At 77.9% G+C, this 20329-nt stretch carries 21 protein-coding genes; 13 read left to right on the top strand and 8 right to left on the bottom strand.

Annotated elements, in window-relative coordinates:
• The first annotated feature begins 5 nt into the window (after positions 1–5).
• The 5 genes from D5H78_RS08650 to D5H78_RS08630 all read left to right on the top strand — a co-directional run bounded on the left by D5H78_RS08650 (position 6) and on the right by D5H78_RS08630 (position 5407).
• Positions 6–962, top strand: a complete 957-nt coding sequence (locus D5H78_RS08650) for a ribonuclease Z (protein ID WP_218566394.1) — start codon at positions 6–8, stop codon at positions 960–962.
• Between the two features lie 147 nt (positions 963–1109).
• Positions 1110–2183, top strand: coding sequence for a LolA family protein (locus D5H78_RS08645; protein ID WP_119950040.1), 1074 nt, complete (start codon positions 1110–1112; stop codon positions 2181–2183).
• Entirely contained in the window at positions 2180–3112 is a 933-nt protein-coding gene (locus D5H78_RS08640) for an ABC transporter ATP-binding protein (RefSeq protein WP_119950280.1), read from the top strand. The genes D5H78_RS08645 and D5H78_RS08640 overlap by 4 nt, the downstream gene beginning before the upstream one ends.
• Positions 3099–3926 (top strand): ABC transporter permease, encoded by an 828-nt coding sequence (locus tag D5H78_RS08635; protein WP_119950039.1) that lies wholly within the window; start codon positions 3099–3101, stop codon positions 3924–3926. Before D5H78_RS08640 ends, D5H78_RS08635 begins: the two co-directional genes overlap by 14 nt.
• Positions 3927–3955: 29 nt before the next feature.
• Positions 3956–5407, top strand: a complete 1452-nt coding sequence (locus tag D5H78_RS08630) for a hypothetical protein (RefSeq protein WP_119950038.1) — start codon at positions 3956–3958, stop codon at positions 5405–5407.
• Here D5H78_RS08630 and D5H78_RS08625 read toward each other — a convergent pair.
• Positions 5404–5901 (bottom strand): SRPBCC family protein, encoded by a 498-nt coding sequence (locus tag D5H78_RS08625; protein ID WP_119950037.1) that lies wholly within the window; start codon positions 5899–5901, stop codon positions 5404–5406. The two genes, D5H78_RS08630 and D5H78_RS08625, sit on opposite strands and share 4 nt — an antisense overlap.
• An 88-nt stretch (positions 5902–5989) precedes the next feature.
• On the opposite strand from D5H78_RS08625, the gene D5H78_RS08620 reads away from it, so the two are divergent.
• The gene (locus D5H78_RS08620; RefSeq protein WP_165865667.1) at positions 5990–6631 is read left to right on the top strand and encodes a TetR/AcrR family transcriptional regulator; all 642 of its coding nucleotides are present in this window, start codon (positions 5990–5992) and stop codon (positions 6629–6631) included.
• A 17-nt stretch (positions 6632–6648) separates the two neighbouring features.
• The gene (locus tag D5H78_RS19290) at positions 6649–6999 is read left to right on the top strand and encodes a hypothetical protein (protein ID WP_165865666.1); all 351 of its coding nucleotides are present in this window, start codon (positions 6649–6651) and stop codon (positions 6997–6999) included.
• A 102-nt stretch (positions 7000–7101) separates the two neighbouring features.
• On the opposite strand, the gene pgm is transcribed toward D5H78_RS19290, so the two are convergent.
• The gene (gene pgm, locus D5H78_RS08615) at positions 7102–8736 is read right to left on the bottom strand and encodes a phosphoglucomutase (alpha-D-glucose-1,6-bisphosphate-dependent) (protein WP_119950035.1); all 1635 of its coding nucleotides are present in this window, start codon (positions 8734–8736) and stop codon (positions 7102–7104) included.
• A 245-nt stretch (positions 8737–8981) separates the two neighbouring features.
• On the opposite strand from pgm, the gene D5H78_RS08610 reads away from it, so the two are divergent.
• Positions 8982–9302, top strand: a complete 321-nt coding sequence (locus D5H78_RS08610; RefSeq protein ID WP_119950034.1) for a hypothetical protein — start codon at positions 8982–8984, stop codon at positions 9300–9302.
• Positions 9303–9369: 67 nt separating this feature from the next.
• Here D5H78_RS08610 and D5H78_RS08605 read toward each other — a convergent pair whose 3' ends face one another.
• Complete coding sequence (locus D5H78_RS08605; RefSeq protein WP_218566392.1) at positions 9370–10827, bottom strand: GuaB1 family IMP dehydrogenase-related protein; 1458 nt, start codon at positions 10825–10827, stop codon at positions 9370–9372.
• A gap of 34 nt (positions 10828–10861) precedes the next feature.
• Here D5H78_RS08605 and D5H78_RS08600 point away from each other — a divergent pair, with 34 nt between their 5' ends.
• A complete protein-coding gene (locus D5H78_RS08600) occupies positions 10862–11731 on the top strand; it encodes a hypothetical protein (protein WP_119950033.1) in 870 nt (289 codons plus the stop codon).
• A 2-nt stretch (positions 11732–11733) separates the two neighbouring features.
• Here the strand turns inward: D5H78_RS08600 and D5H78_RS08595 are convergent, their stop codons facing one another.
• The 3 genes from D5H78_RS08595 to D5H78_RS08585 are packed head-to-tail and all read right to left on the bottom strand — an operon-like array spanning position 11734 to position 13647.
• Positions 11734–11940 (bottom strand): hypervirulence associated TUDOR domain-containing protein, encoded by a 207-nt coding sequence (locus D5H78_RS08595; protein WP_119950032.1) that lies wholly within the window; start codon positions 11938–11940, stop codon positions 11734–11736.
• A gap of 29 nt (positions 11941–11969) precedes the next feature.
• On the bottom strand, positions 11970–12863 hold the full coding sequence (locus D5H78_RS08590) for an NAD(P)H-hydrate dehydratase (protein WP_119950031.1): 894 nt from the start codon (positions 12861–12863) through the stop codon (positions 11970–11972).
• Positions 12856–13647 (bottom strand): histidine phosphatase family protein, encoded by a 792-nt coding sequence (locus D5H78_RS08585; protein WP_218566391.1) that lies wholly within the window; start codon positions 13645–13647, stop codon positions 12856–12858. The genes D5H78_RS08590 and D5H78_RS08585 overlap by 8 nt, the downstream gene beginning before the upstream one ends.
• Positions 13648–13753: 106 nt before the next feature.
• Here D5H78_RS08585 and D5H78_RS08580 point away from each other — a divergent pair, with 106 nt between their 5' ends.
• A complete protein-coding gene (locus D5H78_RS08580; protein WP_119950030.1) occupies positions 13754–15037 on the top strand; it encodes a citrate synthase in 1284 nt (427 codons plus the stop codon).
• A gap of 118 nt (positions 15038–15155) precedes the next feature.
• Here D5H78_RS08580 and D5H78_RS08575 read toward each other — a convergent pair whose 3' ends face one another.
• Both D5H78_RS08575 and D5H78_RS08570 read right to left on the bottom strand, forming a co-directional pair.
• The gene (locus D5H78_RS08575; RefSeq protein ID WP_218566390.1) at positions 15156–16121 is read right to left on the bottom strand and encodes an SDR family NAD(P)-dependent oxidoreductase; all 966 of its coding nucleotides are present in this window, start codon (positions 16119–16121) and stop codon (positions 15156–15158) included.
• Positions 16118–17302 carry a zinc-dependent alcohol dehydrogenase gene (locus D5H78_RS08570; protein WP_119950029.1) on the bottom strand — a complete coding sequence of 395 codons (1185 nt, stop codon included), beginning with the start codon at positions 17300–17302 and terminating at the stop codon, positions 16118–16120. Before D5H78_RS08570 ends, D5H78_RS08575 begins: the two co-directional genes overlap by 4 nt.
• Before the next feature lie 169 nt (positions 17303–17471).
• Between D5H78_RS08570 and D5H78_RS08565 the strand changes: the two genes are divergently transcribed.
• The 3 genes from D5H78_RS08565 (at position 17472) to D5H78_RS08555 (ending at position 20289) form a co-directional block, all read left to right on the top strand.
• Positions 17472–18299: a GNAT family N-acetyltransferase gene (locus D5H78_RS08565; RefSeq protein WP_218566389.1), complete on the top strand. Its 828-nt coding sequence runs from the start codon at positions 17472–17474 to the stop codon at positions 18297–18299.
• A complete protein-coding gene (locus tag D5H78_RS08560; RefSeq protein WP_119950028.1) occupies positions 18278–19339 on the top strand; it encodes a hypothetical protein in 1062 nt (353 codons plus the stop codon). Before D5H78_RS08565 ends, D5H78_RS08560 begins: the two co-directional genes overlap by 22 nt.
• Before the next feature lie 425 nt (positions 19340–19764).
• The gene (locus D5H78_RS08555; protein ID WP_218566388.1) at positions 19765–20289 is read left to right on the top strand and encodes a lytic transglycosylase domain-containing protein; all 525 of its coding nucleotides are present in this window, start codon (positions 19765–19767) and stop codon (positions 20287–20289) included.
• Positions 20290–20329: the final 40 nt, after the last annotated feature.

Raw genomic sequence — 20329 nt, 5'->3', positions numbered from 1 at the left:
CGGGCGTGCGCGAGCTCGTCGTGCTGGGCACCGCCTCGCAGGCGCCGACCCGGACCCGCAACCACAACGGCTACGTGCTGCGCTGGGACGACGCGTCCCTGCTGCTCGACCCCGGGGAGGGGACGCAGCGCCAGATGCTCCTCGCCGGCGTCGCGAGCCCGTCGCTGCACCGGGTCTGCATCACGCACGCGCACGGGGACCACTGCCTGGGCCTGGCCGGGGTGGTGCAGCGCCTCAGCCTCGACCGGGCGCCGGGGCCGGTCGACCTGCACTTCCCGGCCGCCGCGCAGCCGTACGTCACCCGGCTGCGCACCGCCACCGCCTTCCACGAGACGTGCGAGGTCGTCGAGCACCCGGTCGACCCGGCGCCGGGCGCGCTCGTGGAGGTGGGGCGCGGCCGGACGTACGCCCTGTCGGCCGCGTCCCTGGACCACCGCGTCCCGACGGTCGGCTGGCGCGTGGACGAGCCCGACGGGCGCACGTTCCTGCCCGAGCGGCTGGCCGCGGCCGGCGTGGGCGGCCCCGCCGTGGGCGAGCTCGCCCGCGCCGGGTCGCTGCGGGTGGGCGGGCGGACGGTACGGGTCGAGGACGTCTCGGTGCCGCGCGCCGGGCAGTCCTTCGGCTTCGTCATGGACACCCGCCCCTGCGACGGCGCGGCCCTGCTGGCCCGCGGGGTCGACCTGCTGGTCTGCGAGTCCACGTTCCTGCACCGCGACGCCGCCCTGGCGGACGAGCACGCCCACCTCACCGCCCGCCAGGCCGGCGAGCTCGCCGCCGCCGCAGGCGCGCGGCGCCTCGTCCTCACGCACTTCTCCCAGCGGTACGGCCACGGCGACGCCGTCGACGCCGAGTTCGCCGCCGAGGCGTCCGCCGCGCACCCCGACGTCGTCGTCGCCCGGGACCTGTCCCGCGTCCCCGTGCCGCGCCGCCGGCTGCAGGGTCACCGCCGGGGAGGCGCATGATCGCCGCCGGGGAGGCGCATGATCGCCGCCGGGGAGGCGCAGGGTCGCCGCCGGCGCCGGCCCGGCCGCGATCATGCAGCCCGCCGTGGCGGGCAGGGCGCTCGCCCGGGCCTGCGCTCGCGGCGCGGGCGCCGTACCGTCGGAGGGGTGAGCCGCACCCCCTCCCGCCGCTGGGCCGTCCCCGCCGTCGTGGCCGCCGCCGTCGCCGGCGCGGCCGGCGCGGGCGCGCTGCCCGCGGGCGCCGTGGACCTGCCCGACCTGTCGCCGGCCGACGTGCTCGTCCTCGCGCAGGGCGCCGACGTCGAGGCGCTCTCCGGCGAGGTGTTCGTCGAGGCCGACCTCGGCCTGCCCGAGCTCCCGGGTGGCGGCGGGGGCGCCGCCGACCCCACCGCGCTGCTGACCGGTGACACCCGCCTGCGGCTGTGGGTCGACGGCCCGGAGCGGCAGCGGCTGCAGGTGCTGCGCGGCTTCTCCCAGCTCGACGTGGCGCACGACGGCGCGACGGTGTGGACCTACGACAGCGACGAGGACGCGTACCGCGCCGCGGAGCTGCCCGACCGCGGCGGGGACGGGCCGCGCGCGGGGGAGCGGGCGTACGAGCCCCCGGCGCAGGCGCTGACCCCGCAGGAGCTGGCCGACCGCGCGCTCGCCGCGGTCGAGCCGTCGACGCGGGTCACCGTCGGCGAGGACCTCGAGGTCGCGGGGCGCGAGGCGTACGAGCTGCGGCTCGCCCCCCGCACCGACGGCACCCTCGTCGGCCAGGTGGCGGTCGCCGTCGACGCCGAGACCGGGCTCGCGCTGCGCGTCTCGGTCACGGCGCGGGGGGCGTCCGAGCCGGCGCTGCGCGTCGGGTTCACGAGCCTGGACCTCGACCGGCCCGCCGCCGAGCGGTTCCGCCTCGACCCGCCGGACGGCGTGCGGGTGGGCGAGCTCGCCCCGGCCCCGCGGACGGCGGACCCCGCCCCCGCCCCGCGCGGCGTCCCGGGGGCCGGCGCGCCCCGGGTCGACGTCACCGGCGAGGGCTGGGCCGCGGTGCTCGAGGTCGACGCCCGCGGTGCCCTCGACGCGCTCGACCCGCGCCAGGTCGACGCGCTGACCCGGCGGGTCGAGGGCGGGCGGGTGCTCGAGAGCGACCTGCTCGGCGTGCTGCTGACCGACGACGGCCGGGTGCTGGCCGGCGCGGTGCCCACCGCGGCGCTCGTCGAGGCGGCGGCCCGCTGAGCGCGGACCTCGCGCTCGCGACGCACGGCCTCGTCAAGCGCTTCGGCGGGCGCGCGGCCGTCGACGGCATCGACCTGGCGGTGCCGCGGGGCGCGGTGTACGGCTTCCTCGGCCCGAACGGGAGCGGCAAGACCACGACCATCCGCATCGTCCTGGGCCTGGCGTCCGCGACGAGCGGTGACGTGGAGCTGCTCGGGCGGGCCATGCCGGCCCACGCGCGCGAGGTGCTGCCGCGGGTCGGGGCGCTCGTCGAGGGGCCGGCGGCGTACCCGTGGCTGTCCGGCGCCGCGGTCCTGCGGCGGTTCGACGCCGCCGACCGCGACGCGGACCCGCGCACCCGGGACGCCCGGGTGGGCGGGGCGCTGGAGCGGGTCGGCCTGACGGCGGCGGCGGGCAAGCGGGTGCGCGCCTACTCGCTCGGCATGCGCCAGCGGCTCGGCATCGCCGCGGCGCTGCTCGTGCGCCGCGACCTGCTCGTCCTCGACGAGCCGACCAACGGGCTGGACCCGCAGGGCACGCGCGAGGTGCGGCACCTCGTGCGCGACCTCGCCGCGGACGGCACGACCGTCTTCGTGTCGTCGCACCTGCTCGCGGAGGTCGAGCAGGTCTCGACGCACGTCGGGGTGATGAGCGCCGGGCGCCTCGTCGCGCAGGGGCCGATCGACGAGCTGCGCGGCGCCGCGCGCCCGCGGGTCCGCGTCGAGACGCCCGACGTCGGCGCGGCGCACGGGGTGCTGCGCCGGCTGGGGCTCGAGCCGTCCGTGGACGGCGTGGTGCTGACGGCGGAGGCGCCCGCGGTGCCGGTCGAGGACGTGGTCGCGGCGCTGGTCGCCGAGCGCGTACGGGTCCGCGGGGTCGCCCTCGAGCGGCCCTCGCTGGAGGAGCGCTTCGTCGCGCTGACGGGGGAGGGCTTCGATGTCGCGGGCTGACCTGCGCCTGCTCGCCGCCGAGGTGCGCCTGCTGCTGGGCCGGCGCCGCACGTGGGCGCTGCTCGGCGTGCTCGTCGCCGTCACCGTGCTGCTCGGCGTGGCCGTCGAGCTCTCGGGCGACGACGGCGGCGGCGACGGCGGCGGCCCGCCGCTGCTCGGGCGGATCACCGACAACGGGCTCTTCCTGGCCGTCACGGCGCTCGGGGCGACCGTCCCGTTCTTCCTGCCGCTCGCGGTGGGGGTGGTCGCCGGCGACGCGGTCGCGGGGGAGGCGCAGCTCGGGACGCTGCGCTACCTGCTGGCCGTGCCGGTGGGGCGCACCCGCCTGCTGCTCGTCAAGTACGCCACCGCCGTCGTCTTCTGCCTCTGCGCCACCGGCACCGTCGCGCTGACCGGCGTCGTGACCGGCCTCGCGCTGTTCCCCGTGGGCGAGGTCGCCCTGCTGTCCGGCGACGTGGTGAGCGCCAGCGGGGCGGCGTGGCGCGTCGTCCTCGTGGCGGCGTACGCGACCCTGTCGCTGCTCGGGCTCTGCGCCGTCGGCCTCTTCGTCTCCACCCTCACCGAGGTGCCGGTCGGGGCCATGGCGGCGACCGTCGTCGTGGCGATCGCCTCGCAGCTGCTCGACAGCGTGCCGCAGCTGGCCTGGCTGCACCCGTGGCTGCTGACCCACCACTGGCTCGGCTTCGCGGACCTGCTGCGCGACCCCGTCTCCTGGGGGACGACCCTGGACAACGCGCTGCTGCAGGCGGGCTGGGTGGCCGTGGTCGGGTCGCTCGCCTGGGCGCGCTTCACCACCCGGGACGTCACCTCCTGACCCGCCGCGCCGTGCGGTAGGACTGCCGCATGGACGAGGGCGTGCAGGGCGTGCAGGTGCGCGCGGCGGACGGTCGGCGCTCGAGCACGCGGGCGGCGCGGGCCGTGCTCGCGGCCGCGGCCCGCCCGGTCGACCCGGCCCTGGCCGAGCGGGTCCTGGCCGAGCCGCGCTGGCGCCAGGCGTACGCCCGCCACGTGCGCGACCTCGTCGTCGCCGGCCGCGCCGACCCGGTCGCCGTGGCGCGCGCCGGGCTGGCGGCCGCGCAGGACGAGCACGAGCTCGACGGCCGGCCGGTGCGGGAGGCGGTCCGCTCGGCGCCCGCCGCGCCGCTCGGGACCGTCGTCGTGCGGGGCGAGGGGGAGCGCGAGCGGGAGCTGGCGCTGCCGCACGCCGGCGGTGTCGTGCGCGGTGACGCGCTGCTGCGCCTCGCCGACGCCTGGGTCGCCCGCGACGTCGTCGAGCCGTCGGTCGCCGCGGCGCTGCGCGACCTCGTGGCCGAGCCGGAGCGGCTGGACCTCGCCGGGCGGACCGTGGCGCTGCTCGGCGCCGGCGCCGAGATGAGCCCGTACGCGGCCCTCACCCGCTGGGGCGCCTCGGTGGTGGCCGTCGACCTGCCCCGGCCGGACGTGCAGCGCCGCCTCCTGGCGACGGCGCGGGCCGGCGCGGGGCGGGTCGTCCTGCCGGTGCGCGGCGAGCTCGCGGACGAGTGGACCGGGCCGGACGCGCTCGCCGACGGCGCCGGCGCGGACCTGCTCACCGAGGCCGCGGCCGTACGCGACCTGCTCGCCCGCCAGGAGGGCGACCTCGTCGTCGGCAACCACGCCTACGCCCCCGGCGCGGCCTTCGTGCGCCTCGCCGTCGCCGCCGACGCGGTCGTCGCCGCGCTGCTCGAGGAGCGCGCCGGCACGGGCGTCGCCTCGCTCGCGACCCCCACCGACGCGTACGCCGTGCCGCCCGAGGTCGTCGCCGCCGCCCGCGCCCGGTGGCGGCGGCGCGGGCCGCTCGGCGCGCTGCAGGCGCCGGTCCGGGTGCTCTCGCGGGGGCGCGCGTTCCGGCCGGCGTACGCCGACGGGGACGCCGTCGCGGACGTGCTCGTCGTGCAGCAGGGACCGAACTACGCGCTGGCCAAGGCGCTGCAGCGCTGGCGCGGCGTCGTCGCGCAGGCCGACGGGGTCCCGGTGTCCGTCGGCGTCGCCCCTCCCACCGCGACCCGCTCGGTGCTGCAGAACCGGGTGCTCGCGGCGGCGTACTCCGGCGCGCGCCGCTTCGGCGTCGAGACCTTCGCGCCGGCGACCGCCGCCACGCTCATGGCCGCGCTGCTCGTGCACGACCTCACGTCGCCGCCGCCGGCGGGCGACCTGCTCGCCGCCGGCGCGGCGCACGGCGGGCTCTGGCGGCTGCCGTACGAGCCCCGCTCGGTCCTGCCCGCCGCCGTCGCGCTCGGGGCGCGGCACCTGCTGGGCGGCCGGGCGGGCTCCTAGCCGCTCGCCGCGCGCCCGGCCCCGGCGAGGACGCGCTCGAGCCGGTCCAGGGACGTCTCGATGTTGGCGTGCAGGTCGGCGCGCAGGTCGCGGACGCCGAGCAGCACCCGCAGGGCGACGTGCAGGCCGAGGGGCACGGGCCGCTCGACGTCGTACGACAGCGTCACGCGCGTGCCGCCCGGCACCGGGACGAGGTCGTAGCGCCACACCATGGTCCCGCCGCCGCGCTCGGTGCGGCTCACCGCGAACGTGCGGCCCGGATCGGCCTCCACCACGACGGGGCGGTTGGACCAGCGGGCCCACCCCTTGCGCAGCCGGGCGGTGAAGCGGTCGCCGGGGCGCGGCCCGCCGGGCCCGGGCGGGGCGTCCCAGGTGCTGGAGACGACCTCCGGGCTCCACTCGGGGGTCCGCGTGACGTCGGAGACGAGGGCGTAGACCTCGTCGGGCAGGGCCGGCACCAGCCGGCTCGCGCTGTCGTGGCTGAGGCGCTGCACGGCGGTCTCCTCGGGGCCGGGCCGGTGGTCCTGCCACTATGCTCGATGACGCATCGATCCATCAATGGACTATCGAGGAAGGCGCGCGATGAGCGGGACGCCGACCCCGCGGCAGCAGCAGCGGGAGCGGACGCGGGAGCGGGTGCTCGAGGCCTCGCTCGAGGTCATGGCCGAGCGCGGCGTGGCCGGCCTCGTCCTGAGCGAGGTGGCCTCCCGCGTCGGGCTGCGCCAGCCGTCGCTGTACGCCTACGTCGCCTCGCGCGAGGCGCTGTACGACGAGCTGTTCCGGCGGGGCATGGAGCAGCACGCGGGCACCGTGCGCGCCGCGCTGGGGGACGGGGCCCCGGGCCTGGCGGCGGTGCGCCGCGCCATGGTCGCGACCGTGCGGTTCGCCGTCGAGCAACCGGTGCTGGCGCAGCTGCTCTTCCAGCGCGTCGTGCCCGGCTTCACGCCCTCCGCGGAGGCGTACGCCCCCAGCCTCGAGGTGGCCGCCCTCGTCGGCGGCGCCGTGCAGGAGGCGGTCCGCCGGGGAGAGCTGCACCGGGACGCGGCGAGCCGGCGCGGCGTCGACCTGCTCGTCGCCCTCACGGCGGGCGTGGCCACCCTGCAGGTCACCAACGACCCGGGCAGCGGGTTCGACGAGGGGCGGTTCGCCCCGCTCGTCCACGACGCCCTCGACCTGTGGCAGCAGCGGTACGGCCCGCGCGGGGGCTCGACAGCACCGCGCTGAGGGCGCAGGGTGGCGGCATGGCGCGGTGGCAGGTGCAGGCGACGTACGAGGTGCCCGAGGGTGCCCGGGTGGGCCGCGTGCCCGGGTTGCTCGCGGGCGGGACGCGCCGGGGGCGGGCCGTGGTCGTCGTGCGGGTCGGCGCCCGCTCGGTGGACGAGGCGCTGGTGCGGGTCGACGCCCGCCTGGGCCTGGCGAGCGGCGCGCCGGTGCGGCGGGTCGGGACCCACGTGCGGCGGGTCCGGCGGCTGGCGCTGCGCCGCGCCCGCCCGCTGGTCCTCTCCTGGGGCGACGGGGACGACGGGAGCGCCGGGGTCCGCGAGCCGCGCCGGCCCCCGGGCGGCCCGCCGTCCCTGCGCGCCTCCGCCTGACCGCCGCGCCGGGCGCGGCCTCGCGGGAGGCGGCCGCGAGCGCGCGCCCTCGGCCGCGATCATGCGCGCGTGGCACCATGCGCGCACGATCGCCGCGGCGGGTCAGCCGAGGGCGGCGCTGACGACCTCGCGCGCCTCCTGCTGGATCCGGGCGAGGTGCTCGGGCCCCTGGAAGCTCTCGGCGTAGACCTTGTAGACGTCCTCGGTGCCGGACGGGCGCGCGGCGAACCAGCCGGACGCCGTCGTCACCTTGAGCCCGCCGATCGCGGCGCCGTTGCCCGGCGCGCTCGTGAGCTTGTCGACGATCGGCTCCCCGGCGAGCTCGGTCGCCGTGACCTGCTCGGGGGAGAGGCCGGCGAGCACCGCCTTCTGCTCGCGGGAGGCGGGGGCGTCGACGCGGGCGTACGCGGGGTCGCCGTGCTCGCGGGTGAGCTCCCGGTAGCGCTCGCTGGGGGTCTGCCCGGTCACCGCGGTCATCTCGCTGGCCAGCAGGCACAGGATGATGCCGTCCTTGTCGGTGCTCCACGGCCGCCCGTCCCGGCGCAGGAACGACGCGCCCGCGGACTCCTCGCCGCCGAAGGCCACGGACCCGTCGAGCAGGCCCGGCACGAACCACTTGAAGCCGACCGGGACCTCGAGCAAGCGCTTGCCCAGCTTCTCGGCGACCCGGTCGATCATCGACGAGCTCACCAGGGTCTTGCCGATGGCGGCCCCCTGCGGCCAGTCCGGGCGGTGGGCGAAGAGGTACTCGATCGCGACGGCGAGGTAGTGGTTCGGGTTCATGAGCCCCGCGTCCGGCGTCACGATGCCGTGCCGGTCGGCGTCGGCGTCGTTGCCCGTGGCGATGCCGTAGTCCGCGCGCTGGCCGATGAGCGAGGCCATCGCGTCCGGCGACGAGCAGTCCATGCGGATCTTGCCGTCCCAGTCCAGCGTCATGAAGCGCCAGGTCGGGTCGACGAGCGGGTTGACGACGGTGAGGTCGAGCCGGTGCCGCTCGGCGATCGCGCCCCAGTAGTCGACGCTCGCCCCGCCGAGCGGGTCCGCGCCGATCCGGACGCCGGCGTCGCGGACCGCGTCGAGGTCGACGACCGACGGGAGGTCCTCGACGTACGTGCCGAGGAAGTCGTACGTCCGGGTGGTGTCCGCCGCCATGGCCCGCGCGAAGGGGATGCGCTCCACGCCCGACAGCCCGTCGGCGAGGATGGTGTTGGCCCGGTCCTGGATCCGCCGGGTGATGTCGCTGCCGGCGGGGCCGCCGTCCGGCGGGTTGTACTTGAAGCCGCCGTCGCTCGGGGGGTTGTGCGACGGGGTGACGACGATGCCGTCGGCCTGGATGCCGCCCTCGGCGTTGTGGCGCAGGATCGCGTGCGACACCGCGGGGGTCGGCGTGTAGCGCATGTCGCGGTCGAGGAGGACCGTGACGCCGTTGGCGGCCAGGACCTCGATCGCCGTCGTCCACGCCGGCTCCGACAGCGCGTGGGTGTCCCGGCCGAGGAAGAGCGGACCGGTCGTGCCCTGCTCGCGGCGGTACTCGCAGATCGCCTGCGTGGTCGCCGCGATGTGGTCGTCCTGGAACGCGCCGGCCAGGCTCGACCCGCGGTGCCCGCTCGTGCCGAAGGACACCCGCTGCGCCGGGTCCTGCACGTCCGGGTGCAGGGCGTAGTACTTCGTCACGAGGGACGCGACGTCGACCAGGTCCTCGGGGCGGGCGGGCTGACCGGCTCTCTCGTGGGCCATCGGGGCCTCCTCGTCGCGTACGGGCGTTGCTCGACGGGGGCATCGTGCCCGGTGCCGCGCGGTCCATGACCCCCGGGTCACGGGGCGGCCCCGCGGCCGGTGAGTTCACCGGCCGGCCCGCGCCGCGCCACCCGTACGGCTCAAGGGCGCGACCTGGGCTGCCGACGCTGTGGGGGACGACACAGCGAGGCCCGCCGGACGGCGGGCGGGGCACCGCGGAGCGCGGGGCCCGCGAGGAGGACCCCATGACCACCGCACTGCTCCAGGTGCCGACCGCGCACTGGCAGCCCGCCGACCCGTGGGTCGCGGCGGGCGTCTGCCGGCTCGGCGAGCTGCTCGTCGCGCACGGCCTCGTCGAGGCCAACCCGGCGAGCAACACCGGGGCGGCGTACGACGGCGGCACCTTCCTGCTCGCGCCCGGGCTCTTCGCCTGCGACGAGGTGCAGGTGCGCTGGGGCCGGCACGCCGGGTCGGCCGCCGTGCAGGACCGCGAGGTCGGCCGCGAGGCATGGGCCGAGCTGCTGCGCCGCTGCCGGGCGAGCGTGACGGCCGCCCGCGCCGCCTGAGGGCGGCGCCACGAGCGGGGCCGGCCGGCCGGGTGAGGACGCACCCCGGCCGGCCGGCCCGGTAGCCCTACCAGCTGCGGTGCAGCGGGCGCCCCTCGGCGTACCCGGCCGCGCTCTGCACGCCGACGAGCGCGCGCTCGTGCAGCTGCTCGAGGTCCGCGGCGCCCGCGTAGGTGCAGGCGCTGCGCAGCCCGGCGACGATTTGGTCCACGAGGTCCTCGACGCCCGGGCGCTGCGGGTCGAGGTACATGCGCGACGTGGAGATGCCCTCCTCGAACAGCGCCTTGCGGGCGCGCTCGTACGGCGACTCCTCCGCGGTGCGCAGCGCGACGGCGCGCGCCGAGGCCATGCCGAACGACTCCTTGTAGAGCCGCCCGTCGGCGTCGCGCAGCGCGTCGCCGGGGGACTCGTGGGTGCCGGCGAACCACGACCCGACCATGACGTTGGACGCGCCGGCGGCGAGGGCGAGCGCCACGTCGCGCGGGTGGCGCACCCCGCCGTCGGCCCACACGTGCCGGCCGAGCTCGCGGGCGGCCGCCGCGCACTCGAGGACCGCGCTGAACTGCGGGCGCCCGACGCCGGTCATCATCCGCGTCGTGCACATGGCGCCGGGCCCGACGCCGACCTTGACGATGTCGGCGCCCGCGGCGACGAGGTCGCGCACGCCCTCGGCCGAGACGACGTTGCCCGCGCAGACGGGGACGCCCGGGTCGAGCGCGCGCACGGCCCGCAGCGCGTCGAGCATCTTCTCCTGGTGCCCGTGCGCGGTGTCCACGACGAGCAGGTCGACGCCGGCGGCGAGCAGCGCCTTCGCCTTGCCGGCCACGTCGCCGTTGACCCCGACCGCGGCCGCGACGCGCAGCCGGCCCTCGGCGTCGACCGCCGGCTGGTAGAGGGTCGCGCGCAGGGCGGCCGTGCGGGTCAGGAGGCCGACGAGCACCCCGTCGCCGTCGACGACCGGCGCGAGCCGGTGCCGCCCGGCGTGCAGGCGGTCGAACGCCTGCTGCGGGTCCACGTCCGCCGGCAGCGTGAGCGGCTGCGGGGACATCACGTCGCGCAGCTGGCTGAACCGGTCCACCCCGCCGCAGTCCGCCTCGGTGACGACGCCGACCGGTCGGCGCTCGTCGTCCACGACGACGACCGCGCCGTGCGCGCGCTTGGGCAGCAGGGCGAGCGCCTCGCCCACCGTGTCGGTGGGGGACAGGGTGAGCGCCGTGTCGTGCACGAGGTGCCGGCGCTTGACCCAGTCCACGACGTCGGCGACGACCTCGACGGGGATGTCCTGCGGCAGGACCGCGAGCCCGCCGCGCCGGGCGATCGTCTCCGCCATGCGCCGGCCGGCGACCGCGGTCATGTTGGCGACGACGAGCGGGACGGTGGTGCCGCTGCCGTCGCGCGAGGAGAGGTCCACCTGCAGCCGCGACGCCACGGGGCTGCGGCGCGGGACCATGAAGACGTCGTCGTACGTCAGGTCGTGGGCGGGGGCCGCGGCGTCGCCCGTGGCGGGGCTCGTGAGGAAGCGCACGGTGACAGGATGGTACGCGACGAGAGGGGGCGCGGTGGCCGACGACCGGAGGCCGGCGGCGCTGCTGGCGGCCGGCCTGCTGCTGTGCGCCGCGGCCGCCTGGGGCGCCGCCACCCACGAGGAGCCCGCCCCGGTGTCCGGCCTGCTGACCCGCACCGGCCCGGCCGCGGCCGCGACCGACCCGCCGCAGCCGCCGCTCGCCCTGCGCCTCCTGCAGTACCGCCGCGACGAGGCCGCCTCGCGCGTGGAGGTGTCGGCCACCGCGCGCGCCGACGTCGACCTGCTCTCCGTGCGCCTCGACGCGGCGGGCTTCGACGGCGAGGGGGCCCGCGAGGGGCAGGCGCTGGCAGCCGGCACGACCGTGGACCTCCCCGTGGCGCACGGGGACCCCGTGTGCGGGGCGCCCGACCCGGCCCTGGCGGCCGTGGAGGTGCGCTGGCGCGACGCCGCGGGGGAGCACCGGGCCGTGGTCGAGCCCGCCGACCCGGACGGGGTCCTGCAGCGGGTGCACGACCGGCTCTGCGGCCAGCAGCGGGTCGGGCGGGCCGTCGCGGTGTCGCTCGCCGCGGACCGCGCCGGCGAGGGTGTCCTGCGCCTCGAGCGCCGCGCCGGCGACGGGCCGGTGTCGCTGGTGTCCGTCGCCGGCAGCGTGCTCTACTCGCTGGCGCCCGGCGGGCCGCTGCCCGCGCTGGACCCGGGGGAGGCCGCGGCCGAGGTGCCCGTACGGGTCGTCGTCGGCCGCTGCGACCCCCACGCGGTCGCCGAGAGCAAGCGCTCGTCGGTCTTCAGCGCGTGGGTCGCGGTGCCCGGCTCGCCCGAGGGCGTCTACACGACGTTCTCACCGGACGCGGCGTCCCGCGTCGCCCTCGACGGGCTGCGCGCGCGGACCTGCGGGCACGGGTAGCGCTACTCCTGCTTCAGCGCCGAGGGCTTGTGGACCGCCTCCCCGCCGCTCTTCTCGCTCTTCACGAGGAACTGGGGGTCGTCCTCGGACGCGCGGACCTGGCGGCCCCCGGCCTCCGTGTCCTCGGTGATCTTCTCCTCGACGACGCCCTCGGCGGTGCCGCCGTGGCTCTTCCAGGAGACGTGGTCGCCCTTCTTCGGCTCGCTCATGCCCCTCCCGTGCCCGGCGGGGACCGAGATCACCCCCCGAGCTCGGCGAGGACCCGCGGCACCTCGGGCGGCAGCTCCCGGGCGAGGAAGCCGAGGTGCCCGACCGCGGCGGCGAGCCGGTCGCCGCAGCGCCCGTGCACGTGCTGCGCCCACACCGCGGCCTGCGCGGGGTCCGCGCCGCGGGCCGCCAGCCCGGTGACGATCCCGGCCATGACGTCGCCGGAGCCGGAGACGCCGAGCCCGCCGCCGCCGGTGTCGTCCTGCCAGCAGGCGCCGTCGGGGCGCGCCGTGTACGACGTCCCGCCGCCGGTCGCCACCACCGCGCCGGAGCGCCGCGCCAGCTCCAGCGCCGCGCCCAGCGGGTCCTCGCCGACCTCGTCCTCCCCGCGCTGCAGGGTCAGGGCGAGCTCGCGCACGTTGGGCGTCAGCACCACCCGCCCGGACAGCTCGGCGAGGCAGTCCGGGTCGGCCGTCACGGCGACGAGCCCGAGCGCGTCCAGGACGAGGGCGCCGCGCACCCGCGGCAGCAGCGCGACCACGAGCTCGCGGGTGGCGTCCGGGCCGGTCGCCCCCGGCCCGACGAGCACGGCCGAGGCCTGCTCGACGAGCTCGCCCACCCGGTCCGCGCCGGCCGGGTCCAGACCGCCGTCGCCCGCCTCGGGCAGGCCCAGGACCATCGCCTCGGGCAGGGCGACGCCGAGCGCGACGGCGGTGGACGCCGTGGTCGCGACCTGGAGCTTGCCCGCGCCGGCGCGCAGCGCCGCCTCGGCGGCCAGCAGCACGGCCCCCGGCGTGGAGGTGCTGCCGCCGATGACGAGGGTGCGCCCGCGGGACTCCTTGTCCGAGCCGGGCTCGGGCAGGGGCCACCGCTCGCGCAGCAGGCCGGGGGTGACGACGACGGGGGAGGGCGACGGCTCAGGCACCGGCGTGCGCCCTCGCCTCGGTGCCCGGCTCCGCCGTGACGTCCTCGCCGACGTCGCCGAGGTGGTCGGCGTCGTTGAAGGCGAGCAGCCGCACCCGGTCGCCGTCCCCCTCGTACGCCGTCACGGCCGTGTTGGCCACCTGCACCCGCCGGTCGACGGCGAGGACCTCGTCCTCGGTGAGCCCCTCGAGGACGTACCGGAACACCATGACGACCGCCTGGTGCGTCGTGACGAGGAGGCGGCGGTCGGCGTGCTCGCGCCGCAGGTCGGTGAGGACGGCGCGCACCCGCAGCGCGACGTCCACCCAGCTCTCCCCGCCGGGCGGGCGGTAGTAGAGCTTGCCCAGGCGCGCGCGGCGCTCGGCCTCGTCGGGGAGCCGCTCGCGGATGCCTCGGCCCGTCAGGCCGTCGAGCACGCCCAGGTCGCGCTCGCGCAGCCGCTCGTCGAGCAGCACCGGCACGTCGAGCCCGGCGGCCGCGACGGCGAGCTCGGCGGTGCGCCGGGCGCGCACGTACGGCGAGCTGACCACCACCTGCGGGCCGTCGCCGCCGAGGGCGGCCAGGCGCTCGCCGAGCGCGCGGGCCTGCCGCTCGCCCAGCGCGGTGAGCGCCACGTCCGGGTCGCGGTCGGCCACGTCGACCGTCCCGAGCCCCTCCTCGTGCGCGCGCCGGTCCGCGAGGTTGCCCTCGCTCTCGCCGTGGCGCACCAGCCAGAGGCGCGCGGGCCAGCCCAACCGGGGCGCGGGGGAGGGGGTCACCCCGCGGGCGTACCCCGGGCTCGTCACGCCCACGCCTGCCCGTGCAAGACTCGGGCCAGCGCGGCGGGGACCCCGCCGCGCCCGCACGTCCACGCACCGCACGCACACCCGAGCACACCCAGGGAGAGGCCGGATGCCCGACTTCGAGCTCAAGCACCCCGGCGGGGTGCTGCCGATGCCGGAGGTCCCGGCGACCGAGGGGCCCTCGGGCCTCGAGGCCGGGAAGCTGCTGAAGGAGACCGGGCACGTCACGCTCGACGTCGGCTTCGTCAACACCGCGGCCTGCTCCTCGGCGATCACGTACATCGACGGCGACGCGGGCGTCCTGCGCTACCGCGGCTACCCGATCGACGAGCTCGCCGAGCACGCCTCGTTCCTCGAGACCAGCTACCTGCTCATCTACGGCGAGCTGCCGACGCAGGACGAGCTCGCCGCGTTCGACGAGCGGATCCGCCGGCACACGCTGCTGCACGAGGACCTCACCGGCTTCTTCAGCGGCTTCCCCCGCGACGCGCACCCCATGGCGGTGCTCTCCTCGGCGGTCAGCGCGCTGTCGACCTTCTACCAGGACTCGCTCGACCCGTTCGACCCCGAGCAGGTCGAGATCTCCACGGTCCGGCTCCTGGCCAAGGTGCCGACCATCGCGGCGTACGCGTACAAGAAGTCCATCGGTCAGCCGTTCCTCTACCCGGACAACCGGCTCGACCTCACCGAGAACTTCCTGCGGCTCACCTTCGGCGTGCCGCCGGAGCCGTACGAGCCCGACCCCGCCATGGTGCGCGCGCTCGACATGCTCTTCGTCCTGCACGCGGACCACGAGCAGAACTGCTCCACCTCCACCGTGCGCCTCGTCGGCTCGTCGAACGCGAACATGTTCGCGTCGGTCTCCGCCGGCATCAACGCGCTCTTCGGCCCGCTGCACGGCGGCGCCAACGAGGCCGTGCTGCAGATGCTCGGGCGCATCCAGGCCGAGGGCGGCGACGTCGACGCGTTCGTGCGCCGGGTCAAGGACAAGGAGCCCGGCGTCAAGCTCATGGGCTTCGGGCACCGCGTCTACAAGAACTACGACCCGCGCGCGGCCATCGTGAAGCGCACGGCGGACGAGGTCCTCGGCAAGCTCGGCGCGCAGGACCAGCTGCTCGACATCGCGATGCGCCTCGAGGAGGTCGCCCTCGCGGACGACTACTTCGTCTCGCGCAAGCTCTACCCGAACGTCGACTTCTACACGGGCCTCATCTACAAGGCGATGGGCTTCCCGCCGAAGATGTTCACCGTGCTCTTCGCCCTCGGCCGGCTCCCCGGCTGGATCGCCCAGTGGCGAGAGATGATCAACGACCCGGCGACGAAGATCGGCCGCCCGCGCCAGGTGTACGTCGGCGAGACCGAGCGGCACGTGACGGCGATCGGCGAGCGCTGAGGCGCTGAGGCGCTGAGCGTCCAGCGGTCCCGCCGGGACCGCAGAAGGCGCCCTCCTGGCGACTAGATCGCCAGATGGGCGCCTTCTGCGGTTCCCGGGGAACCGTCGGCCGGTGCCGTCAGCGGCGGCGTACGAGCGCCGCGCCGGCCCCCGCGGCCCCGGCGGCCCCGGCAGCGGCGACGGCGCGCAGCCAGTGCCGGCCCCAGAGCCCGTGCGTGGCGTCGCCCTCGGGGCGCGGGGCGAAGACGGTGCCGTCGTGCGGGGCGACCCGCTCGCGGGCGAGCGCGCCGACCGCGACGAGCGGGCCGACGAGGGCGTCGTACACCCCGGGCAGCAGGGTGAAGCCCGCGACGATGAACGGGCTCGTCGGGCCGAGCAGGCGTGAGTGCCGGCGGGGGTGCCGCGCGGCGCGCAGCACCGAGCGGGCGACGCGCTCGGGGGAGTCGACCGGCACCGGGGGGCGGCCGTACCGGCCGGTGTAGTTGGCGGCCTGCCGGTAGATCGGGGTGTCGGTGCCCGCGGGCTCGACGATGCACACGTGCACGTCGCCGAGGTCGCGCACCTCCTGGGACAGGATGCGCGCGAGCCCGCGCACGCCCCACTTGCTCGTGACGTACGCCCCCATGCGCGGCGTGGTGACCCGGCCCAGCAGCGAGCCGACGACGACGAGGGTGCCGCTGCGCTGGCGGCGGAACTGGGCGAGGCAGGCCCGCGCGACGTTCGCGGTGCCGAGCAGGTTGGTCGTCACGACCCGGTCGAAGACCTCCGGCGGCACCTCGTCGACGCGCCCGTACGCCATGACGGCGGCGGCGTGCACGCACACGTCGACGCGGCCCCAGCGCCGCCGCGCGCCGTCGACGAGCCCGTCGACGGCGTCGCGGTCGGACACGTCGGTGACGACCGGCTCGACGTGCCGGGCCCCGGCGGCGCGGCACTCCGCGGCCGCCGCGCGCAGCGCCGAGCCGCCGCGGGCGGCGAGCACGAGGGTGGCGCCCTGCGCGGCGAAGGCGAGCGCGCTGGCCCGCCCGATGCCGCTCGAGGCGCCGGTGACGACGACGACCGGGTGCTCCGGCAGCGCGCTCACGGCTGCAGGACGACCTTGAAGCAGTCGTCCCGCTTCTCCTGGAAGATCTCGTAGCCGTGCGGCGCCTCGGCCAGCGGCATGAGGTGCGTGGCGAAGTCCTCGGTGCCCAGCGGATCGGTGTCGTCGAGCAGCAGCGGCAGGATGGCGTCGGTCCAGCGGTGCACGTGCGCCTGGCCCATGCGCAGCTGCAGGCCCCGGTCGAACATCTCCATCATCGGCATCGGGTCCATCTCGCCGCCGTACACACCGCTCACCGACACCGTGCCGCCGCGCCGGCAGGCCTTGATGGCGGTGTGCAGGGCGTCGAGCCGGTCGATGGCGAACCGGTCCGTCAGCGGGTCGGCGATCCTGTCCGGCAGCAGGCCGACGGCCGCCTGCGCGAGCTTGCCGCGGGGCGACCCGTGGGCCTCCATGCCCACCGCCTCGACGACCGCGTCGGGGCCGCGCCCGCCGGTCATCTCGATGAGGGCGGCCGCGGTGTCGTCGACGTCGGCCGGGTCGAGCACCTCGATGCCGTGCCGCTGCGCGAGGGCCCGGCGGTACGCCTCGGGCTCCACGCCGATGACCCGCTCCACGCCGAGGTGGCGGGCGATGCGCCCGGCCATCTGCCCGACCGGGCCCAGGCCCATGATCGCCAGGGTGCCGTCGAGGTCGACGTGGGCGTACTGCACCGCCTGCCAAGCCGTCGGCAGCACGTCGGAGAGGTAGAGCCAGCGCTGGTCGCTGTGCGCGTCCGGCACCTTGATCGGGCCGAAGTGCGCCTGCGGCACCCGCAGGTACTCCGCCTGCCCGCCGGGGACCGCGCCGTAGAGCGAGGTGTAGCCCAGCAGCGAGGCGCCCTTGCCGGTCGCGCGGTTCTGCGTCGTCTCGCACTGCGCGAAGAGCTGGCGGTCGCACATCCAGCAGCGCCCGCAGGAGATGTTGAACGGCACGACGACCCGGTCGCCCGGCTCGATGTGCGTGACCTCGGACCCCACCTCCTCCACGACGCCCATCGGCTCGTGGCCGAGGACGTCCCCGGGCGTGAGGTACGGCGCGAGGACCTCGTACAGGTGCAGGTCGGAGCCGCAGATCGCCGTGCTCGTGACCCGGATGACCGCGTCGGTCGGCTCCTGGATGCGGGGGTCGGGCACCTCCTCGACCCGCACGTCCCGCTTGCCCTGCCAGGTGAGCGCCTTCATGCCGCCTCCGTCGCTGTGCCGTCGTGCGTGGTGTCCGTCCGTCCCGGCGTACCCGCGGCGCGGCGGCGGAACCGGCCGCGCCCCGCCGGTCCGCCGCGGCGCAGCGGCGGACCACCCCCTGCCGTGCGAGGATGGACGCCACGTGACGACCCCCGCCGACAGGAGCCCCGTGCCCCCAGCGCCGAGCCCGTCCGTCGTGCGCGACCTGCGCCCGGCGGACCTGCCCTGGACCGCGGCCACGCACGTGCGGCTCCTGCCGCACGGGCTGTTCCCGCGCCTCGGCGGCGCCTTCGTGCGCCGCTGGCACCTGGGCCACCGCACGAGCCCGTACGGCGTCGCCCTCGTCGCCGAGCGCGACGGGCGGCCCGTCGGGTTCCTCGTCGGCGCGGTCGACCAGCGCCGGCACGTGGCCTGGACGCTCGAGCACGAGCGGCTCGCGCTCGCCCTGCGCGGCGTCCTGGGCCTCGCCCTGCACCCGGCCGTCCTCGCCGTCTTCGTCCGCACGCGCCTCGTCCGGTACGCCCGCCGCCTGCTCCCGCTGCCCGCGGCCCCGGCGTCGGGCGGGGGCGCGTCCCGCCCCGCCACCCCGGCGAGCGCGCCGGCGGGGCCGGCGGGCGAGCCCGCGCCGGTGGCGGTCGTCGCGGCTGTCGTCGTCGACCCCACGGCCCGCGGGACGGGTGCCGGGCGGCTCCTCGTCGAGGAGTTCCTGGCCCGCTCCGCCGCGGCGGGGACCGCGCGCGCCGAGCTCGTGACGCTGGCCGGTGCCGGGGGCGCGTCGGACTTCTACGCGGCCCTGGGCTGGCAGGCGCTGGAGGAGCACCCGAACCGCGACGGCGAGCTGGTCCGCCGCTTCGTCGCGAGCACCCGCGGCGGTGCGCCGGGGACGGGGACGCACCTCGACCTGGACCGGCCCGCCGGCGAGCGCGCCGGGGACCGGTCCGCGGCCGGTCGGCAGGGGGCGGAGGGGGGCGGCACGTGGCTCGAGCCGACGGCCTGAGCCGGCGGGCGGTGCTCGCCGCCGGCCTCGGGCTGGCGGTCGCGGGCTGCTCGTCGGACGGCGCGGGCGGCGGCAGCGCGGCGCCGAGCGCGCCCGCGCCGGGCACCCCCTCGGCCCGCCCCACGGCCACGCCCCCGAGCCCCTCGCCGAGCGCCCCGGCGCCCTCGCCGACCGTCGCCCTGCCGTCCGTGGAGCCGTGGCGGCCGGTCGGCGACGAGCAGCGGCCCGAGGTCAAGCTCGCCGCGACCGCCGCGGTGCAGGCCCTGCTCGCGGTGCCCGCCGGCGGCGGCGGCGCCGCGGCGGCGCGGGCGCGGCTCGACGCGGCGGGCGTCGACCCGGGGCTGCTCGACGGCGCGGGGTCGCTGCTCCCGCCCTCCGGGCCGTCGGTCGCGCAGGTGGTCTACCCCTCGTACGGCGGCCTCCTCGACGACGACGCGTCGGTCATCACGGTGGTGCGCCAGTGGTGGGTGCAGGACGGCGAGGTCGCCGAGCGCGAGGTGATCGCCGACGTGCGGCTCCGGCGGCGCTCGGGCGGGTGGCGGGTCCGCGAGGTCCGGCCGGCGGTCGCCGGGGCCGTCGACCTGGCCCGCGTCGAGCCGGCGGCCCGGGCGGTGCTCGAGGCGCCCTCCCTGCAGCTGCCGGACCCGGCGCGCCAGGACGTGGCGCGCCTGGCCGTGCCCGAGCTGCTCGCGCTCCTCACCGCCCTGGGTGAGCGGCACGAGCTGCAGGTGGTGTGCCTGCGCTCCGGTCACCCGCGCGAGGTCTACGGCACGACGCGCGACAGCAACCACTGGCGCGGGCGCGCCGTGGACATCTGGGCCGTCGACGGCGTGCCCGTCGTGACGATGGAGCCCGACGACCGGCGGCTGCTCGCGTTCCTCGCCGAGGGCCGCGACCTCGGGGCGACGGAGATCGGCTCGCCCGCGGACCCGGACGGCCCGCAGGAGGGCTGCCGGGGCCGGGTGTTCTTCGCCAACGAGCTGCACCGCGACCACGTGCACTTCGGCTTCGACCGGGTGCCCAAGCCGACCTGCGGCTGAGCCGCACCCGTAGGGCGGCTCGAGCCGGGCGGCCCGGCCGCCGAGGGGGGAGCGGGGGGACCGCGCCCCCGGTCCCAGCGGCTGCGCCTCGCCGACGAGCGCGGGCGGGCGAGGGTGGGGCGAGCGGGCGGGTGTGCAGCGCACCGTCGGGTGGGAGACTGGCGGGGATGACGACGCGACCCACCGCCGGCGGCCCCCGCGCCCGCGGCGAGCGCCGCCCCGGGGCCCCGCGCTCCGGCACCCCCTCCCGCGGTCGCACCCCCGCCCGGCCCCAGCAGCGGGCCGCGGCGCGTCCGGCGCAGGCTGCCCGTGCCGGGTCGTCCCGGCCGCCGGCGGGCCGGCGCCCCTCCGGCGGCGGCGCGCGGCGGGGACCGTCGGGACCGGGGCGCCGCGGGGCCCGGCTGCTCGGCCGGGTCGCGCTGCGCGTGGGCCTGCTCCTCGCCGCGGTGACCGTCGTGCTGCACCTCACCGGTGCGCTGGACGGGCTCGAGCAGCGCTACCGCCCGTCCTCGCCGCGCACGACGCCGTACGCCGACCTCTTCCGCGCCGCCGCCGAGCGCTACCCCGCGGTCAGCGCGGCGCAGCTGGCCGCCCACGCCCGCGCGGAGTCCGGCTTCGACCCCGACGCGGTGAGCCCGGCCGGCGCGCAGGGCCTCATGCAGATCGTCCCGGGGACGTTCGGCGACTTCGGGCGCGACGCCGACGGCGACGGCGAGGCCGACCCGTTCGACCCGGCCGACTCGGTGGAGACGGCGGCGGCGTACCTCACCTGGATCGGCGAGCAGCTCGACCTGCCGGTCAGCGACGAGCGGGTCATCGCGGCGTACAACGCCGGGCCCGGCGCGGTGCAGGAGGCCGGCGGGGTGCCCGACTTCGAGGAGACCCGCACGTACGTCGAGCGCGTCACCGGCTGGGTGCCCGGCTACGGCTGGCTCGACCGGCCGGCCTGACCCTCCCGCCGCACGTCACCCCGCGGCCGGCCCCGGCGCG

The organism is Vallicoccus soli (assembly GCF_003594885.1).
GTDB lineage: Bacteria > Actinomycetota > Actinomycetes > Motilibacterales > Motilibacteraceae > Vallicoccus > Vallicoccus soli.
The sequence above is the reverse complement of the archived record's forward strand: the minus strand, read 5'-3'. Positions and strand labels throughout refer to the sequence as shown.

Bases quoted from the DNA above. Each gene is read 5' to 3' on its own strand.
- D5H78_RS08635 (WP_119950039.1), top strand. From the start codon at position 3,099: ATGTCGCGGGCTGACCTGCGCCTGCTCGCCGCCGAGGTGCGCCTGCTG.
- D5H78_RS08630 (WP_119950038.1), top strand. From the start codon at position 3,956: ATGGACGAGGGCGTGCAGGGCGTGCAGGTGCGCGCGGCGGACGGTCGG.
- D5H78_RS08620 (WP_165865667.1), top strand. From the start codon at position 5,990: ATGAGCGGGACGCCGACCCCGCGGCAGCAGCAGCGGGAGCGGACGCGG.
- D5H78_RS19290 (WP_165865666.1), top strand. From the start codon at position 6,649: ATGGCGCGGTGGCAGGTGCAGGCGACGTACGAGGTGCCCGAGGGTGCC.
- pgm (WP_119950035.1), bottom strand. From the start codon at position 8,736: ATGGCCCACGAGAGAGCCGGTCAGCCCGCCCGCCCCGAGGACCTGGTC.
- D5H78_RS08610 (WP_119950034.1), top strand. From the start codon at position 8,982: ATGACCACCGCACTGCTCCAGGTGCCGACCGCGCACTGGCAGCCCGCC.
- D5H78_RS08595 (WP_119950032.1), bottom strand. From the start codon at position 11,940: ATGAGCGAGCCGAAGAAGGGCGACCACGTCTCCTGGAAGAGCCACGGC.
- D5H78_RS08580 (WP_119950030.1), top strand. From the start codon at position 13,754: ATGCCCGACTTCGAGCTCAAGCACCCCGGCGGGGTGCTGCCGATGCCG.
- D5H78_RS08570 (WP_119950029.1), bottom strand. From the start codon at position 17,302: ATGAAGGCGCTCACCTGGCAGGGCAAGCGGGACGTGCGGGTCGAGGAG.